Below are 15676 nucleotides of genomic sequence, written 5' to 3'. Positions count from 1 at the left end.
ACGAATCTTGACCGCCACTGCGGCAAATCGTCCCGAAGGTTGCCCATCTTACCTTTAGCCATTCCAAGACAAAGCATGGCTTGGGGATTAGAATGTCGCGCATTCTCTTTTGGTGACAGCGATATGACTGATCAGCGCAAAGGCAGCGATGCCGAACCCACCACTCACTTCGGCTTCAAAAACGTTCCGGAAAGCCAGAAAGCGGAAAAAGTCGCTGAGGTGTTCCACTCCGTGGCCGCCAAGTACGACCTGATGAACGACCTTCTGTCGGGCGGCATGCACCGTCTGTGGAAGCGCTTCGCGATCGAGCTGTCGGGCGTGCGCGCAGGCAACCGCGTGCTGGACATCGCCGGCGGCACCGGCGACCTGACCAAGAAATTCTCGCACCTGGTCGGCCCGACCGGTCAGGTCGTTCTCGCGGACATCAACGAATCCATGCTCAAGGTCGGCCGTGACCGCCTGCTGGATGTCGGTGTATCGGGCAACGTCGAGTTCGTCCAGGCCGACGCTGAAAAGCTGCCGTTCCCGGACAACCATTTCGACTGCGTGACCATCGCCTTCGGCCTGCGCAACGTGACGCACAAGGAAGACGCCCTGCGTTCGATGCTGCGCGTGCTCAAGCCTGGCGGCCGCCTGCTGGTGCTGGAATTCTCCAAGCCGACCAACGCGCTGATGTCCAAGGCCTACGACGCCTACTCGTTCGCCTTCATGCCGCTGATGGGCAAGCTGATCACCAACGACTCGGAAAGCTATCGCTACCTGGCCGAATCGATCCGCATGCACCCGAATCAGGAAACCCTGAAGTCGATGATGGTCGACGCCGGTTTCGACCGCGTGACCTATCACAACATGACCGCAGGCATCGTCGCCCTGCACCGCGGCATCAAGCCCTGATGCTGCTGACCGGGCTGCTGGCCAGCGTCGAACTCGGCCTGAACCGTGTACTGCGTCTCGACAGCACGGCGCTGCCGCGACTGGCGCATCTGACCGGCAAAGTGATTGCCGTGGATTGCCGCAGCCCGGCGCTGCAACTGTTCATCCTGCCGAGCGACGAAGGCCTGATGCTGGCGTCTCACTGGGAAACCGGCGTCGACTGCACCCTGCGCGCCCCGGCTTCGAGCCTGGTGAAACTGGCCCTGAGCAAGGACAAGACGGCGGTGCTGCACGCACCGGAAGTCGAACTCGACGGCGACAGCGGCGTGCTGCTGGAACTGGCGGGCGTGCTGCAGGACCTTGAGCTGGACTGGGAGTACGAACTCTCGCGCTGGCTCGGCCCGGTCGCCACGCAACTGGTCGGCGGTCACCTGCGCAGCCGCGCCCGCTGGTATCAACAAGGATTTGCCAGCCTCAACCAGAACCTCGCCGAATACCTGGCCGAAGAATCGCGCACCCTCGTCGGGCAGCGCGAAGCCGAAGCCCGTTTCAGCGAACTGGACCGGATCAAACTCGATCTGGAACGTCTCGAGGCGCGCTTCGAGCGCCTTTCCCGATCCCTCGACCCAAGCGATAACGCATGAAGCTGCTCGCCGTCCGCCGTCTGTTGCGCATCCAGCGCGTCGTGATCCGCTACCGCCTCGATGATCTGCTGTTCGATCTGCCCTTGCCGTGGTTCCTGCTGGCGCTGCGCTATGTCCTGCCGTGGCGCTGGTTCCCGCGCAAGCCGCTGGACCTGAGCCGTGGCGCACGCCTGCGCCTGGCCTTGCAGGACCTGGGGCCGATCTTCATCAAGTTCGGGCAGATCCTCTCGACCCGCCGCGACCTGCTGCCGGAAGACATCGCCGATGAGCTGATGCTGTTGCAGGACCGCGTGCCGCCGTTCGATTCGCAGCTGTCGGTCAAACTGATCGAAGAACAGCTGGGCAAGAAGATCAGCGAAGTGTTCAGCCGCTTCGACGTCGAACCACTGGCCTCGGCCTCGGTGGCGCAAGTGCATGCCGCACAGCTGAAAACCGGCGAAGAAGTGGTGGTCAAGGTGATCCGCCCGGGCCTGAAACCGGTGATCGCGCAGGATCTGGCGTGGCTGTTCATCCTCGCCCGCGCCGCTGAAAAAGTCTCCGCCGACGCCCGCCTGCTGCACCCGGTGGACGTGGTCAGCGACTACGAAAAAACCATCTACGACGAACTCGATTTGCTGCGCGAGGCGGCCAACGCCAGCCAGTTGAAGCGTAACTTCGAAGGCTCGCCGCTGCTCTATGTTCCGCAGGTCTATTGGGACTGGTGCCGGCCGAAAGTGCTGGTGATGGAGCGTATCTACGGGATTCAGGTGACGGACCTGGCGACCCTCGCCGACCAGCGCACCGACATGAAAATGCTTGCCGAACGCGGCGTGGAGATCTTCTTCACCCAGGTGTTCCGCGACAGTTTCTTCCACGCCGACATGCACCCGGGCAACATCTTCGTCAGCACCGTCAACCCGTGGAGCCCACAGTACATCGCAATCGACTGCGGCATCGTCGGCAGCCTGACCCCGGAAGACCAGGATTATCTGGCGCGCAACCTGTTCGCCTTCTTCAAGCGCGACTACCGGCGCGTGGCGCAACTGCACATCGATTCGGGCTGGGTGCCGGCGGAAACCAAACTCAACGAATTCGAAGCGGCGATCCGTACCGTGTGTGAACCGATCTTCGAAAAACCGTTAAAAGATATTTCATTTGGCCAGGTGCTGATGCGTCTGTTCCAGACCGCGCGCCGCTTCAACATGGAAGTGCAGCCGCAACTGGTGCTGCTGCAAAAGACCCTGCTGAACATCGAAGGCCTGGGCCGTCAGCTGTACCCGGATCTGGATCTGTGGAACACCGCGCAGCCGTTCCTCGAACGCTGGATGCGCGAGCGCGTCAGCCCGAAAGCCTTGATCGGCAACGTACAGAGCCAGTTCGAACAGCTGCCGCACCTGGCCAACATGGCCCGCGACCTGCTCGAACGCATGTCCCAGCCCCACGCCAACGACCCGCCACCGCCGTGGAAAAAGCGCAAGGACGACTGGTTCCTGCGCCTGCTTGGCAGCGCCCATCTGGCGGGCGGCACGATTCTCGCCGCCGGTGGCCCGCTGAATGAACTGGGGCACTGGCCCGCCGGGATCATGGTGGCAGTCGGCTTGTATCTGGTCGTTCGCCGATAGCCAGTTGCGTGATCGGCTGGCACACTGTTTCAACGCCTGAACCCGACTATTGAAGTGTGGGTTCGCTGTCGGAGTCGAAGATGAAAAACTGGCTGGACGAGATCAAGTGGGATGCCGATGGCCTGGTGCCGGCGATTGCCCAGGATCACAAGACCGGACGCGTGTTGATGATGGCCTGGATGAACCGCGAAGCCCTGGAGCTGACCGCATCCGAAAACCGTGCCATCTACTGGTCACGTTCCCGTGGCAAGCTGTGGCGCAAGGGCGAAGAGTCCGGCCATGTGCAGACCCTGCATGAAATGCGTCTGGACTGCGACGCCGACGTGATCATCCTGATGGTCGAACAGATTGGCGACATCGCTTGCCATACCGGCCGTCAGAGCTGCTTCTACCGCGTCTTCGAAAACGGCGACTGGAAAACGGTCGACCCGGTATTGAAAGACCCGCACGCAATCTACTCCGCAGGACACAAACATGAGTGACACCCTGACCCGCCTCGCTCAGGTACTTGAAGAGCGCAAGGGCGCTGCTGCCGACAGCTCATATGTAGCTAGTCTGTATCACAAGGGCCTGAACAAGATTCTGGAAAAGGTCGGCGAAGAGTCGGTCGAAACGATCATTGCCGCCAAGGACGCCGCCGTCAGCGGTGACTGTAGCGACGTGATCTACGAGACCGCCGACCTGTGGTTCCACAGCATGGTCATGCTCGCCCAGCTGGGGCAGCATCCGCAGGCTGTACTCGACGAACTGGATCGTCGCTTCGGCCTGTCCGGACACGTCGAGAAAGCCTCGCGTCCGTCCGCCTGAACAACTTTTAGAGAGGAACAGCAACATGGGCATTTTTGACTGGAAACACTGGATCGTCATTCTGGTTGTCGTGGTGCTGGTGTTCGGCACCAAGAAACTGAAAAACCTCGGCACTGACGTCGGCGAATCGATCAAGGGCTTCCGTAAAGCCATGAACGACGACGAAAAACCGGCCGATCCGACCGTCACGCCTGCGCAGCCGGTGCCACCGGTCCAGCCGCAAGCCACCGCTCAGGCCAACCCGCCGCACACCATCGACGTGCAGGCGCAGAAAGTCGAAGAGCCGATCCGCAAAGACGTGTGAGCACTGACTAATGTTTGGTATCAGCTTCTCTGAACTGCTGCTCGTCGGCCTCGTTGCCCTGCTGGTGTTGGGCCCCGAGCGTTTGCCGGGTGCCGCGCGCACCGCCGGCCTGTGGGTCGGGCGGCTGAAGCGCAGCTTCAACGCGATCAAACAGGAAGTTGAACGTGAAATCGGTGCCGACGAAATCCGTCGGCAACTGCACAACGAACACATCCTGTCGCTGGAGCAGGAGGCGCGGAAGATCTTCACGCCACCGGTTCAGCAGGAGCCGACGCCCGTGCAGCCAGTCGCAGAACAGACGCCTTCGGCTCCCGCTGCGGAGCAACCGGCGAGCGTCGAACACGTCTCTGCCGCAGCCGCTGAAGCTACGCCGATCATGAAGCCTGTCGAACCCGTTGCACCTGCGGCTGCGCCTGTTGCGCCAGCTCCTCACGACTCCACTTTGCCGCCGCGAGCCCCATGAGCGATCTCCCCGAAAACGACCAGCACATGCCGCTGGTATCGCACCTCACCGAGTTGCGCACCCGCCTGCTGCGTTGCGTCGCGGCGATCTTCATCATCTTCGCCGGGTTGTTCGCCTTCACCCAGCAGATCTACACCTTCGTCTCGACGCCGCTGCGCCAGTACCTGCCAGCCGGCGCGACGATGATCGCCACCGACGTGTCGTCGCCGTTCCTGACGCCGCTGAAGCTGACGATGATGGTCTCGCTGTTCCTCGCGATCCCGGTGATCCTGCATCAGATCTGGGGCTTCATCGCGCCGGGCCTGTACAAGCACGAGAAGCGTGTCGCAGTGCCGTTGCTGATTTCCAGCATCCTGCTGTTCTACACCGGCATGGCGTTCGCCTACTTCTTCGTGTTCCCGCTGATCTTCAAGTTCTTCGCCTCGGCCACCCCGGCCGGTGTGGAAATGATGACCGACATCACCAGCTATCTCGATTTCGTCATGACGCTGTTCTTCGCCTTCGGCGTGGCGTTTGAAATCCCGGTGGCCGTGGTGTTGCTGGTGTGGATCGGCGTGGTCGACGTCAAATACCTGAAGAAGATCCGCCCGTACGTGATCATCGGCTGCTTCGTGGTCGGCATGATCCTGACCCCGCCGGACATCTTCTCCCAGACCCTGCTGGCCGTACCGATGTGGATGCTGTTTGAAGTCGGCATTCTGTTCGGCAGCCTGGTCAGCAAGCGCGAGCGCCCGGACGAAACCGTCGACGACCATAACGACCAGCCGCCAGCGACCCAGCCATGAACCTGCTGTTGCTCGAAGAGGCCGATTTCATTGCGGCCGACCGCGTCGTGCTGCGCGACCGGCGCCTGACCCATATGCAGGAAGTCCATCGCTCGGAAGTCGGCGACAGCCTGCGGGTCGGGCGCATCAACGGCTTGATGGGCTCGGCCGAGCTGCTGCGTCTGGAAGCGGGCGAAGCCGAGCTGCAGGTCACCCTCGATCAGCCACCGCCGGCCAAACTGCCGCTGACCCTGGTACTCGCCCTGCCACGCCCGAAGATGCTGCGCCGGGTGTTCCAGACCGTGGCGACCATGGGTGTGTCGAAGGTGATTCTGGTCAACAGCTATCGCGTCGAGAAGAGCTTCTGGCAGACGCCGTTCCTGGAGCCTGAAGCCATTCGCGAGAACCTGATCCTCGGCCTCGAACAGGCCCGGGATACCGTGCTGCCGGAAATCATCATCGAGAAGCGCTTCAAGCCGTTCGTTGAAGATCGCCTGCCGGCCATCACCGACGGTACCCTCGGTCTGGTCGGCCACCCCGGCAACTTCCCGCCCTGCCCCCGCGCCCTGAGCGAACCGGTGACCCTGGCCATCGGCCCGGAAGGTGGCTGGATTCCCTACGAAATCGATCTGCTGGGCAAATCCGGCCTGCAACCGGTACAGCTCGGCGATCGCATCCTGCGGGTCGAAACCGCCGTCACCGCCCTGCTCGCCCGCCTGTTCTGAACCTGCCGGCGCCATTCGGCGCCGGACAAATCGCGTTACAGATTGCCATCATCCAGCCGATACAGTCTCCATAAGTCCAATTAGTGGTCCGAGGGGAGTCGTCGCATGTACCGTTGGTTAGCCGAGAATCTTGGAAACGTCAGCGTCAAACGCAAGCTGGGCATCGGTTTCGGCCTGGTGCTGCTGCTGACGCTGTTGATCACCTTCACCGGCTGGACCGGCATGAGCGGCATCATCAGCCGCGGTGACAAACTCGGTTTCATCTCCAGCCTCAACGAGCTGACCAAGGACTTGCGTCTGGCGCGTCTCGACTACGAAATGCGTCGCGGCGAACAAGGCCCGGGCGCGGTCAATGACCTGCTCGGTAAACTCGACAGCGGATTGCAAACCGCCCGCAGCCTGATCGAGCAACCGTCGGACGCCACGAAAGTCGATCAGCAACTGGCGGCCGTCGCCGAGTACAAACGCGCCTTCGCCGACATGGTGCAGGCCGGCGCCAACCGCGAAGATGCCCGCAGCAAGCTGGGCGCCACCGCCGACAACGCCGTGGCCAAGGTCGCCGAAGTCGAGAAATCCATGCTGCAGGGCGACAGCGTTGCCCAGTTCAACGCGGTGATCGACCTGAGCAAACTGATCCAGCAGGCGCGCTTCCAGGTCCGTGGCTACACCTACAGCGGCAAGACCGAAGCCGAGCAACCGGCCCTCGACGCCATCGACAACGCCCTGAAAAACCTCGAGACCCTGCCGGCCAAACTGCCTGAGCAACACATCGCCAACCTGCAACAGGCCACCGACTCGCTCAAGGCTTATCGCGCTGCCGTCAGCCAGTTCCGCGACTCCCAGGTGGCCAGCGCCAAGGCTCTGGCCCGTATGTCGGTGCAGGGCGACATCCTGCTCGATGTCAGCAAGCAGCTCACCGAATCCCAGACCGTCGTTCGCGACACCGACGCCGCCAGCGCCAAGAATCAGCTGCTGATCGCCACCCTGCTGGCCGTGGCTTTCGGCCTGCTGGCCGCCTGGGCGATCACCCGGCAGATCATCATTCCGCTGAACCAGACCCTGAAAGTCGCCGAGCGCGTAGCTTCCGGCGACCTGACCCACAACCTGATTTCCCAGCGCCGCGACGAACTCGGCCAGCTGCAGCGCTCGATGCAGAGCATGACCCAGGGTCTGCGCGAACTGATCGGCGGCATCAGCGACGGCGTCACCCAGATCGCCAGCGCCGCTGAAGAACTGTCCGCCGTGACCGAACAGACCAGCGCCGGCGTGAACAATCAGAAAGTCGAGACCGATCAGGTCGCCACCGCCATGAACGAAATGGCCGCCACCGTTCAGGAAGTCGCACGCAACGCCGAGGAAGCTTCGGAAGCCGCCGTCGCGGCTGACCAGCAGGCCCGCGAAGGTGACAAGGTCGTCGGTGAAGCCATCGCCCAGATCGAACGTCTGGCCACTGAAGTCGGCCACTCCACGGAAGCCATGGGCGAGCTCAAGCGCGAAAGCGACAAGATCGGCAGCGTGCTCGACGTGATCAAATCCGTGGCCCAGCAAACCAACCTGCTGGCCCTCAACGCCGCCATCGAAGCGGCCCGTGCCGGTGAAGCCGGTCGCGGTTTTGCGGTAGTCGCCGACGAAGTCCGCAGCCTCGCCCAGCGCACCCAGAAGTCCACCGAAGAGATCGAAGAGCTGATCGTCGGTCTGCAGAACGGCACCCAGCAAGTGGCGACGATCATGGACAACAGCCGCACCCTGACCGACAGCAGCGTCGAGCTGACCCGCCGTGCCGGTGGTTCGCTGGAAAGCATCACCCGCACCGTCTCGGCGATTCAGGCGATGAACCAGCAGATCGCCGCGGCGGCCGAACAGCAGAGCGCCGTGGCCGAAGAGATCAACCGCAGCGTGCTGAACGTGCGGGATGTGTCGGATCAGACGTCGGCAGCGAGTGAAGAGACGGCGGCGTCCAGCGTCGAACTGGCGCGCCTGGGCACTCACCTGCAAACGCTGGTGGGCCGGTTCAAGGTTTAAACCGCGCAAACAAAAAAATCGCAGCCATTGGCTGCGATTTTTTTTGCCTTGCGTTTAGAGGACTTGCCGCAGGAACGCCTGGGCTCGCGGATCCTTCGGCGCGTCGAAGAATTCCGTCGGCGAAGCATCTTCCAGCAGTTTGCCGTGATCGAAGAACAGCACCCGGTCCGCCACTTCCCGGGCAAAGCCCATTTCGTGGGTCACGCAGACCATGGTCATGCCTTCCACAGCCAGATTCTTCATCACGTCCAGCACTTCACCGACCATTTCCGGGTCGAGGGCCGAGGTCGGCTCGTCGAACAGCATGACTTTGGGGTCCATTGCCAGCGCCCGGGCAATCGCCACGCGCTGCTGCTGACCGCCAGACAGACGCGAAGGGTATTCGCGGGCCTTCTGGGCGATGCCGACCTTCTCCAGCAACGCCAAAGCCTTGGCCTCGCTTTCCTTCTGGCCGCGCTTGCGCACGACTTTCTGCGCCAGGCAGAGGTTTTCCAGCACGGTCATGTGCGGGAACAGGTTGAAGTGCTGGAACACCATGCCGACTTCACGGCGGTAGGCGTTGACGTCGGTTTTCGGGTCGGCCAGTTGCAGGCCGTCGATGCTCACCGAACCGGAATCGAACTCTTCCAGGCCATTGAGGCAGCGCAGGAAGGTCGACTTGCCGGAACCGGACGGGCCGAGCACTACCAGCACTTCGCCCTTGGCCACATTGGTGCTGACATGATCCACGGCGCGCACCACCTGACCACGGGTGTCGAAGACTTTTACCAGATCGCGGACTTCAATCACTTTGCGCGAGCCTCCGCTCAAGCCGGCTGGCGATTTTCGACAGCGGCAGGTTGATCAACAGGTACAGACCGGCCACGCAGAACAGGATTTCGAACGGCGAAAACGAGGTGGTGATGACTTCACGACCGCTTTTCAGCAGCTCGGTAATCGCAATCACCGATACCAGCGAGGTGTCTTTCACCAGACTGATGAACTGACCGGCCAGCGGCGGCAGCACACGTTTGAACGCTTGCGGCAGCACCACATGACGCATCGACTGGCCGGCGCTCAAACCCAGCGAGCGGGCTGCTTCGTTCTGGCCACGGGCAATCGACTGCACGCCGGAACGGATGATTTCCGCCACATAGGCGCCGGTGAACAGCGACAGCGCGGCGATCCCGGCGAACTCCCGGGACAGGTTCATCACCGTGCCGATGAAGAAGTAGAAAATGAAGATCTGCACCAGCAGCGGCGTGCCGCGTACTAGTTCGACGTAGATCGTCGACAGGTCGCGCAGGGTCGGGTTACTCGACAAGCGGCACAGCCCGGTCGCTAGACCGATCAGCAGCCCCAGCACGCCGGACACCACAGACAGCCAAAGCGTCGTCCACAGGCCCCACAGCAGCGGCCCCGCCGCCCAATGCCGGGTTACACCCACAACGTCACCTTCGGCCACATCGTCGCCCTGGGCGAATTGCAGGCTGTTTTCGTCGACGATCAGGTGCTGCTCGTCACCGGCATCGTTGCGCAGGGTGACTTGCGCGCTGCCGCCCTTGCGCACCAGTTCGCTGACGGTGGAAATGTCGGTGGCGCGCTGGGTTTCCTCGGCCTGATAGGCGAAGTACTGCGGCACGCGGTTCCAGCGCCATTCGTAGGACATCAGCGACGTGGCGTAATACAGCGCGCCAGCCAGGCCGACCAGCACCAGCACGGTCAGGACGTGCCAGGGCCATTGGGCTTTTTTCTGTTTCATGGGTTTAGCGAAATCCGAAAGTTGTGTCGCCGGGGGAGGCCGCTATCGCGAGCAGGCTCGCTCCCACAGGGAAACGCATTCCAATGTGGGAGCCAGCCTGCTGGCGATGGGCGCGACGCGGTCAGTCTGACCAGCGCTTATTCCATGTCCTTGAGCCACTCGGTGCTCTTGAACCACTTGTCATGGATGCGATCGTAGGTGCCGTCTTCGTGGATCTGGTGCAGGAAGTTGTTGATGAAGTTGATGCTGTCGTAATCACCCTTCTTCAGGCCGAAGGCCAGCGGCTCGTAGGTGAACGGCTTGTCGAGGAACACCAGCTTGCCGGCGCCGACCTTGTTCACCGCCACCACGTTGTACGGCGCGTCGTAGATGAAGGCGTCGGCCTTGCCGTTGACCACGTCGAGCACGGCTTCCTGCTCGTTGTCGTAGCCGTGGTACTTGGCCTTGGCGATGAGTTTTTTGGCGACCATTTCGCCGGTGGTGCCGAGCTTGGAGGTGATGCGGTAGTCGGCGGTGTTCAGGTCTTTGTAGGACTTGATGGTGCCTTCCAGCTCCTTGCGAATCAGCAGGGTCTGGCCGACCACGATGAACGGTTCGCTGAAGTTCAGGCGCAGGTTGCGTTCCTGGGTCAGGGTCATGCCGCTGCCGATCATGTCGAACTTGTCGGTCATCAGCGCCGGGATGATGCCGTCGTAACCGGTCGAAACCAGCTCCAGCTTGACGCCCATGGCCTTGGACATGGCTTTGAGGATGTCGACTTCGAAACCGATGATCTCTCCGCGCTTGTTGGTCATCTCGAACGGCATGTAGGTCGGGTCCATGCCGACTTTCAAGGTGCCGCGCTTGACCGCGTCATCGATTGCGCCGGCCTGCGCCGCATTGACTGCAACCAGTGCCGTGACGCCGACCAGCAGCATCGACAGATACTTCTTCATCTTCAAGTCCCCAAAACCATTGCGTTTGCGGCGCGAAAACCGACAGAGATGGACAAAAGTGTCCGGGTGCGCCAATTCGGGGACGGATGCTAACGCACTCGTCCGTTTGCACAAGGTTTTTTCATGAGTGGCTGACCGATGCCAGCATTCGGCAGGCAAAAAAAACCCCGCTTTCGCGGGGTTCTTCATCAGGCCGGTTGTGCCTGCAGGCTCACAGGCTTGAGCGGCAGCAGCGGCGCATGGGGATCGGCTTTCACCGAGGCCCGCCATGCGTCCAGCCACTCGGCGTGACCTTCGGCCCACACTTGCTCGTGCAGACGAGCCAGGGCCACCGGGTCGCTCAGCAGTTGCAGGCGATCATGGTTGTTCAGCCCGGCCGGGCCGACCTTGATCGCGTGACGCACACGTTCCTGACGCAACCACTCGATCGGCTCGGCCTGACCGTGACGCGAGGTCGCCAGCGAGCACGCCAGGGCGTTCTGCTGCGGATCGACCACGGCGCGGACGAAGCCGTCGTTCAGCGCGTGCCAGCGGTTTTCGTGGGTGTACTGATCGGTGGCCAGCAGCGCCTGTGGCGGATTGTATTCCTCAGGGATGAGGAACAGGCTCTCGTCACGGGACTTGAGGCCCAGGCCCACACGGCTGGAAATCACCGACACCGGAATCGACAGCATCAGCGAACCGACGATCGGCACCAGCCACCACAGGAAGCTCGGGTTCAGCCAGATCACCAGCAGCGCCCAGAGGAAGCCCAGCAGGGTCTGCGGACCGTGGCGCTTGACCGCCTCGCTCCATGGCGTGGAGTCGTCGTCACGCTGCGGCGAGTTCCAGGTCGCGGCCCAGCCAAGGAACGCGGCCAGAACGAAACGGGTGTGGAAAATCATCCGCACCGGCGCCAGCAGCATGGAGAACAGCATCTCCAGCAGCATCGACAGGGTCACCTTGAACTTGCCGCCGAACTCTTTCGCGCCCTTGGCCCAGATCAGGATGATGCTCAACAGCTTCGGCAGGAACAGCAGCACGATAGTCGTCGAGAACAGCGCGACCGCTTTATCCGGATGCCATTGCGGCCACAGCGGATAGAGCTGGCGTGGCTCCATGAAATACTGCGGCTCCATCAGCGTGTTCACCGCCAGCAGCGCCGTCGACAACACCAGGAAGAAGAACCACAGCGGCGCCGACAGGTAAGACATCACGCCGGTCAGGAACACCGCGCGGTGCACCGGGTGCATGCCTTTTACCAGGAACAGGCGAAAGTTCATCAGGTTGCCGTGGCACCAGCGACGGTCACGCTTGAGCTCGTCGAGCAGGTTCGGCGGCAGTTCTTCGTAGCTGCCCGGCAGGTCGTAGGCAATCCACACGCCCCAGCCGGCACGGCGCATCAGCGCGGCTTCGACGAAGTCGTGGGAGAGGATCGCACCGGAGAACGCACCTTTGCCCGGCAACGGCGCCAGGGCGCAGTGGTCGATGAACGGCTTCATGCGGATGATCGCGTTGTGACCCCAGTAGTGGGATTCACCCAGCTGCCAGAAGTGCAGGCCGGCGGTGAACAGCGGGCCGTAAACGCGAGTGGCGAACTGCTGCATGCGTGCATACAGCGTGTCCATGCCCGAAGCGCGCGGCGCGGTCTGGATGATGCCGGCGTCCGGCGTGGCTTCCATCAGGCGCACCAGACTGGTCAGGCACTCGCCGCTCATCACCGAGTCGGCGTCGAGTACGACCATGTACTTGTAATCACCGCCCCAGCGACGGCAGAAGTCGTCGAGGTTGCCGCTCTTGCGTTTGACGCGACGGCGACGGCGGCGATAGAAAATCTTGCCGAAGCCCTTGGCTTCACGGCAGACATCCAGCCAGGCCTGTTGCTCGGCAACGCAGATATCGGTGTCGTTACTGTCGCTGAGCACGAAGAAGTCGAAACGGTCCAGGTCACCGGTGGCCGCAACGGACTCGAAGGTCGCGCGCAGACCGGCGAACACCCGAGGCACGTCTTCGTTGCAGATCGGCATCACCAGTGCGGTGCGCGCGTCTTTCGGAATCGGCTCGTTGCCGGCACTTTTACCGGAGATCCGGTATTTATCGTGACCGGTGAGCAACTCGAGGAAGCCCATCAGCGCGGTCCAGAAACCGGCCGACACCCAGCAGAACAAAATCCCGAACATGATCAGGATGCTGGTCTGCAGCGCATACGGCAGCACTTGCGTGGCGGTCTGCAGCAACGGTTGATGCAGGACTTCTTCCAGATCGACGAACGACCAGCCCTGGTACGGCATGATGCCTTTCATGTACCAGCCGGCGACGATGGTCTGGCCGAGCATCAGGATCAGCAGGATGTAGCGACGGATCGAACCGACGGTGCGCCAGCGGGCGGCTGGCAGCACGTTCTGGTCTTTCGGCGGCTGCGGCGGATTGGTCCGGCCGGTCAGGCGACGCCAGCCACGCACCAGGATGTTGGTGCGCCACGGCTCCGGCACGACCTTGGTCCGACGGATCGGCGGCGTAGCCTTGAGGCTGACCCGGCCGCTGGCGTCGAGCACCAGCATTTCCGCGTCTTCCAGCTCTTCGGCGGTGCTCAGGGTCAGGCGCTTGCCCACCGAAGCCTGGGCGGCTTCGGTCGGTGCGTCGAACGTCGAGGACGACAGGCGTTGATGCAATTCGCTGAAGGACTGGCAGCCCGCGAGTTCCGCGCGCTGCTCGTCGGTCATCGGCAGATGCGCCAGATACTCGGACAGAGTCTCTGGCTGTACTTGAGAGTTACTCATCGGCAGGCAACTGATAGCTCCAGGTCTCGGTCAGGACTTCTTCAGTCGAGGCCGGTTCCGGTGTGGCTGGGGCCGCGTCCGCAGCCGCTGGCTGCTTGGCGTCTTTGTTGGCCTTGTCCTTGGCATCTGCCGCTGGCTTGGCGTCGGCCTGTTTGGCTTCGGCGGCCTTGGCTTCCTTGTCGGCTTTTTCCTGTTGCTTGGCGGCGATCTTGTCGGCCTTGGCAACCGAGGAGTTGGAAGCCGGCAGCGAGGTCTTGGCCAGATCGGCCGGAACGATGTTCTGCACCAGCGCGGCACGCATCTCGGTCGACTTGCTCGCGTCCTTGATCTTCATCCGCAGGGTCAGGCGCCAGCCCTTGGTTTCAGGGTTGTAGCGCACGCTGTTCTCGACCAGTTCGGCGTTGTCGCCGACGCTGACCTGGCTGCGAACGTCCGCATCCGGGGCCAGGGCCGCCAGGGACGGGCCTTCGAAATCGACCAGATAGGCAACGCTGCCATCCGGCTGACGGATCAGGTTCGATTGCTTGACGTCACCGGTCGAACGCAGGGTCTGCTTGACCCAGGCGCTGTCCGGCGCGTGAATCGCCGCTTCGTCCATGGTCCAGTGCATGCGGTAGGCGAAGTCCAGCGGCTGGCCTGGTTCCGGCAGTTTTTCCGGGTTCCAGAACGCAACGATGTTGTCGTTGGTTTCGTCGGCGGTCGGGATCTCGACCAGATCGACGGTGCCCTTGCCCCAGTCACCCTTCGGCTCGATCCAGGCGCTTGGACGCTTGTCGTAGCGGTCGTCGAGGTCTTCGTAGTGGCTGAAGTCACGGCCACGCTGCAGCAGACCGAAACCACGCGGGTTTTCGACACTGAACTGGCTCACGGCCAAGTGTTTAGGGTTGTTCAGAGGACGCCAGATCCACTCGCCGTTGCCGGCATGGATCGACAGACCGCTGGAGTCGTGCAGTTCGCGACGGTAGTTGAGCACTTTCGACGGCTGGTTGGCGCCGAACAGGAACATGCTGGTCAGCGGCGCGATGCCGAGCTTGCCGACCTTGTCACGCAGGAACATCTGGCCTTTGACGTCGACAATGGTGTCGCTGCCCGGGCGCAGGATCAGGCGGTAGGCGCCGGTCGCGCGCGGCGAGTCCAGCAGGGCGAAGATCACCAGGTGCTTGTCGCCCGGCTTCGGCTGCTGAATCCAGAACTCGCGAAAACGCGGGAATTCTTCGCCGGACGGCAGAGCGGTATCGATCGCCAGGCCACGGGCCGACAGACCGTAGGTGTGACCCTTGCCGACGACGCGGAAGTAGCTCGCGCCCAGCATGGTCATGATTTCGTCTTGCTTGTCAGCCTTGTTGATCGGGTACAGGACACGGAAACCGGCATAGCCCAGTTGTTCGGTGGCCTTGGGATCGAACTGCAGATCGCCGAAATCGAAACGGCTTGGATCGTATTTGATCTCTTCGACGGTGTTCGCGGTGATTTCGTTGATTTTCACCGGCGTATCGAAGTGCATGCCCTGATGATAGAAGGACAGCTTGAACGGGTTCTTCTGGTCGGCCCATTCGGCTTTTTCGGTGCGGAAACGAATCTTCTGGTAGTCCGCGAACTTCATGTCACGGAATTCGTTCGGCAGGTTGCTGCGCGGGGCTTCGAATTTCTGCCCGGCCAGCTCTTTGGCCTTGGCCGACACATCGTCAAGATTGAATGCCCAGAGCTGGCCGGCGCTGAGCAGGCAGAGTACTGCCGAGCCCGCTACCAGAGCGCTGCGCAAGCGTTTGGCAGACAATTTTGCTGCATTACAGGGACTAACAATCACGAGCAACCCTCGCCGAAAACAGATCAATAAACCAACGGCCAGATGAAGTGCCTGTGAGGTTTTCGGTACAAAAATACCGGCCTTGCAGGGCACCCTTGCCAAGTTGGCGAGCATTGTTCCGACTCCGCTGGGGCAAAATGATTCCCCAATCGGATCCGGACAAGTCTCTACCTAAGTCAAAATGGACCAACGAACGCTGATCCCCGTAGCGCGCGATTATCTAGTAGCCCG

At 62.0% G+C, this 15676-nt stretch carries 15 protein-coding genes and 1 pseudogene; 11 read left to right on the top strand and 5 right to left on the bottom strand.

Annotation, left to right across the window (positions count from 1 at the left end; translation table 11 throughout):
• Positions 1-123: 123 nt before the first annotated feature.
• The 11 genes and pseudogenes from ubiE to DLD99_RS29550 all read left to right on the top strand — a co-directional run bounded on the left by ubiE (position 124) and on the right by DLD99_RS29550 (position 8203).
• A complete protein-coding gene (gene ubiE / locus DLD99_RS02235) occupies positions 124-894 on the top strand; it encodes a bifunctional demethylmenaquinone methyltransferase/2-methoxy-6-polyprenyl-1,4-benzoquinol methylase UbiE (protein WP_007952418.1) in 771 nt (256 codons plus the stop codon).
• Positions 894-1517 carry a ubiquinone biosynthesis accessory factor UbiJ gene (locus DLD99_RS02230; RefSeq protein ID WP_007952419.1) on the top strand — a complete coding sequence of 208 codons (624 nt, stop codon included), beginning with the start codon at positions 894-896 and terminating at the stop codon, positions 1515-1517. The genes ubiE and DLD99_RS02230 overlap by 1 nt, the downstream gene beginning before the upstream one ends.
• Positions 1514-3118 (top strand): ubiquinone biosynthesis regulatory protein kinase UbiB, encoded by a 1605-nt coding sequence (ubiB, locus tag DLD99_RS02225; RefSeq protein WP_085683997.1) that lies wholly within the window; start codon positions 1514-1516, stop codon positions 3116-3118. The genes DLD99_RS02230 and ubiB overlap by 4 nt, the downstream gene beginning before the upstream one ends.
• Before the next feature lie 80 nt (positions 3119-3198).
• The gene (gene hisI / locus DLD99_RS02220; RefSeq protein ID WP_025110285.1) at positions 3199-3600 is read left to right on the top strand and encodes a phosphoribosyl-AMP cyclohydrolase; all 402 of its coding nucleotides are present in this window, start codon (positions 3199-3201) and stop codon (positions 3598-3600) included.
• Entirely contained in the window at positions 3593-3925 is a 333-nt protein-coding gene (locus DLD99_RS02215) for a phosphoribosyl-ATP diphosphatase (protein WP_007952422.1), read from the top strand. The genes hisI and DLD99_RS02215 overlap by 8 nt, the downstream gene beginning before the upstream one ends.
• 25 nt (positions 3926-3950) lie before the next feature.
• Positions 3951-4229: a twin-arginine translocase TatA/TatE family subunit gene (locus DLD99_RS02210; RefSeq protein WP_007952423.1), complete on the top strand. Its 279-nt coding sequence runs from the start codon at positions 3951-3953 to the stop codon at positions 4227-4229.
• A gap of 10 nt (positions 4230-4239) precedes the next feature.
• The gene (tatB, locus tag DLD99_RS02205; protein ID WP_114881124.1) at positions 4240-4692 is read left to right on the top strand and encodes a Sec-independent protein translocase protein TatB; all 453 of its coding nucleotides are present in this window, start codon (positions 4240-4242) and stop codon (positions 4690-4692) included.
• Positions 4689-5477, top strand: coding sequence for a twin-arginine translocase subunit TatC (gene tatC, locus DLD99_RS02200; protein ID WP_065261773.1), 789 nt, complete (start codon positions 4689-4691; stop codon positions 5475-5477). The genes tatB and tatC overlap by 4 nt, the downstream gene beginning before the upstream one ends.
• Positions 5474-6181 (top strand): 16S rRNA (uracil(1498)-N(3))-methyltransferase, encoded by a 708-nt coding sequence (locus DLD99_RS02195; RefSeq protein ID WP_114881123.1) that lies wholly within the window; start codon positions 5474-5476, stop codon positions 6179-6181. Before tatC ends, DLD99_RS02195 begins: the two co-directional genes overlap by 4 nt.
• Before the next feature lie 105 nt (positions 6182-6286).
• Positions 6287-7300, top strand: a pseudogene (locus DLD99_RS29555) (methyl-accepting chemotaxis protein); the annotation flags it as partial.
• A gap of 30 nt (positions 7301-7330) precedes the next feature.
• Positions 7331-8203 carry a methyl-accepting chemotaxis protein gene (locus DLD99_RS29550; protein ID WP_371856501.1) on the top strand — a complete coding sequence of 291 codons (873 nt, stop codon included), beginning with the start codon at positions 7331-7333 and terminating at the stop codon, positions 8201-8203.
• Positions 8204-8257: 54 nt separating this feature from the next.
• Here the strand turns inward: DLD99_RS29550 and DLD99_RS02185 are convergent, their stop codons facing one another.
• From DLD99_RS02185 to DLD99_RS02165, 5 genes are all read right to left on the bottom strand, one after another.
• The gene (locus tag DLD99_RS02185; RefSeq protein WP_114881121.1) at positions 8258-8992 is read right to left on the bottom strand and encodes an amino acid ABC transporter ATP-binding protein; all 735 of its coding nucleotides are present in this window, start codon (positions 8990-8992) and stop codon (positions 8258-8260) included.
• Complete coding sequence (locus DLD99_RS02180; RefSeq protein WP_114881120.1) at positions 8985-9944, bottom strand: amino acid ABC transporter permease; 960 nt, start codon at positions 9942-9944, stop codon at positions 8985-8987. The genes DLD99_RS02185 and DLD99_RS02180 overlap by 8 nt, the downstream gene beginning before the upstream one ends.
• Positions 9945-10081: 137 nt before the next feature.
• Positions 10082-10879: a transporter substrate-binding domain-containing protein gene (locus DLD99_RS02175; protein ID WP_085711037.1), complete on the bottom strand. Its 798-nt coding sequence runs from the start codon at positions 10877-10879 to the stop codon at positions 10082-10084.
• 188 nt (positions 10880-11067) lie between these two features.
• A complete protein-coding gene (gene mdoH / locus DLD99_RS02170) occupies positions 11068-13638 on the bottom strand; it encodes a glucans biosynthesis glucosyltransferase MdoH (RefSeq protein WP_114881119.1) in 2571 nt (856 codons plus the stop codon).
• Complete coding sequence (locus DLD99_RS02165) at positions 13631-15445, bottom strand: glucan biosynthesis protein G (RefSeq protein WP_085711291.1); 1815 nt, start codon at positions 15443-15445, stop codon at positions 13631-13633. Before DLD99_RS02165 ends, mdoH begins: the two co-directional genes overlap by 8 nt.
• Positions 15446-15676: the final 231 nt, after the last annotated feature.

Origin of the sequence: Pseudomonas kribbensis (assembly GCF_003352185.1) — a bacterium.
Classification (GTDB): Bacteria; Pseudomonadota; Gammaproteobacteria; order Pseudomonadales; family Pseudomonadaceae; genus Aquipseudomonas; species Aquipseudomonas kribbensis.
This window is presented reverse-complemented; position numbering and strand designations above follow the sequence as displayed.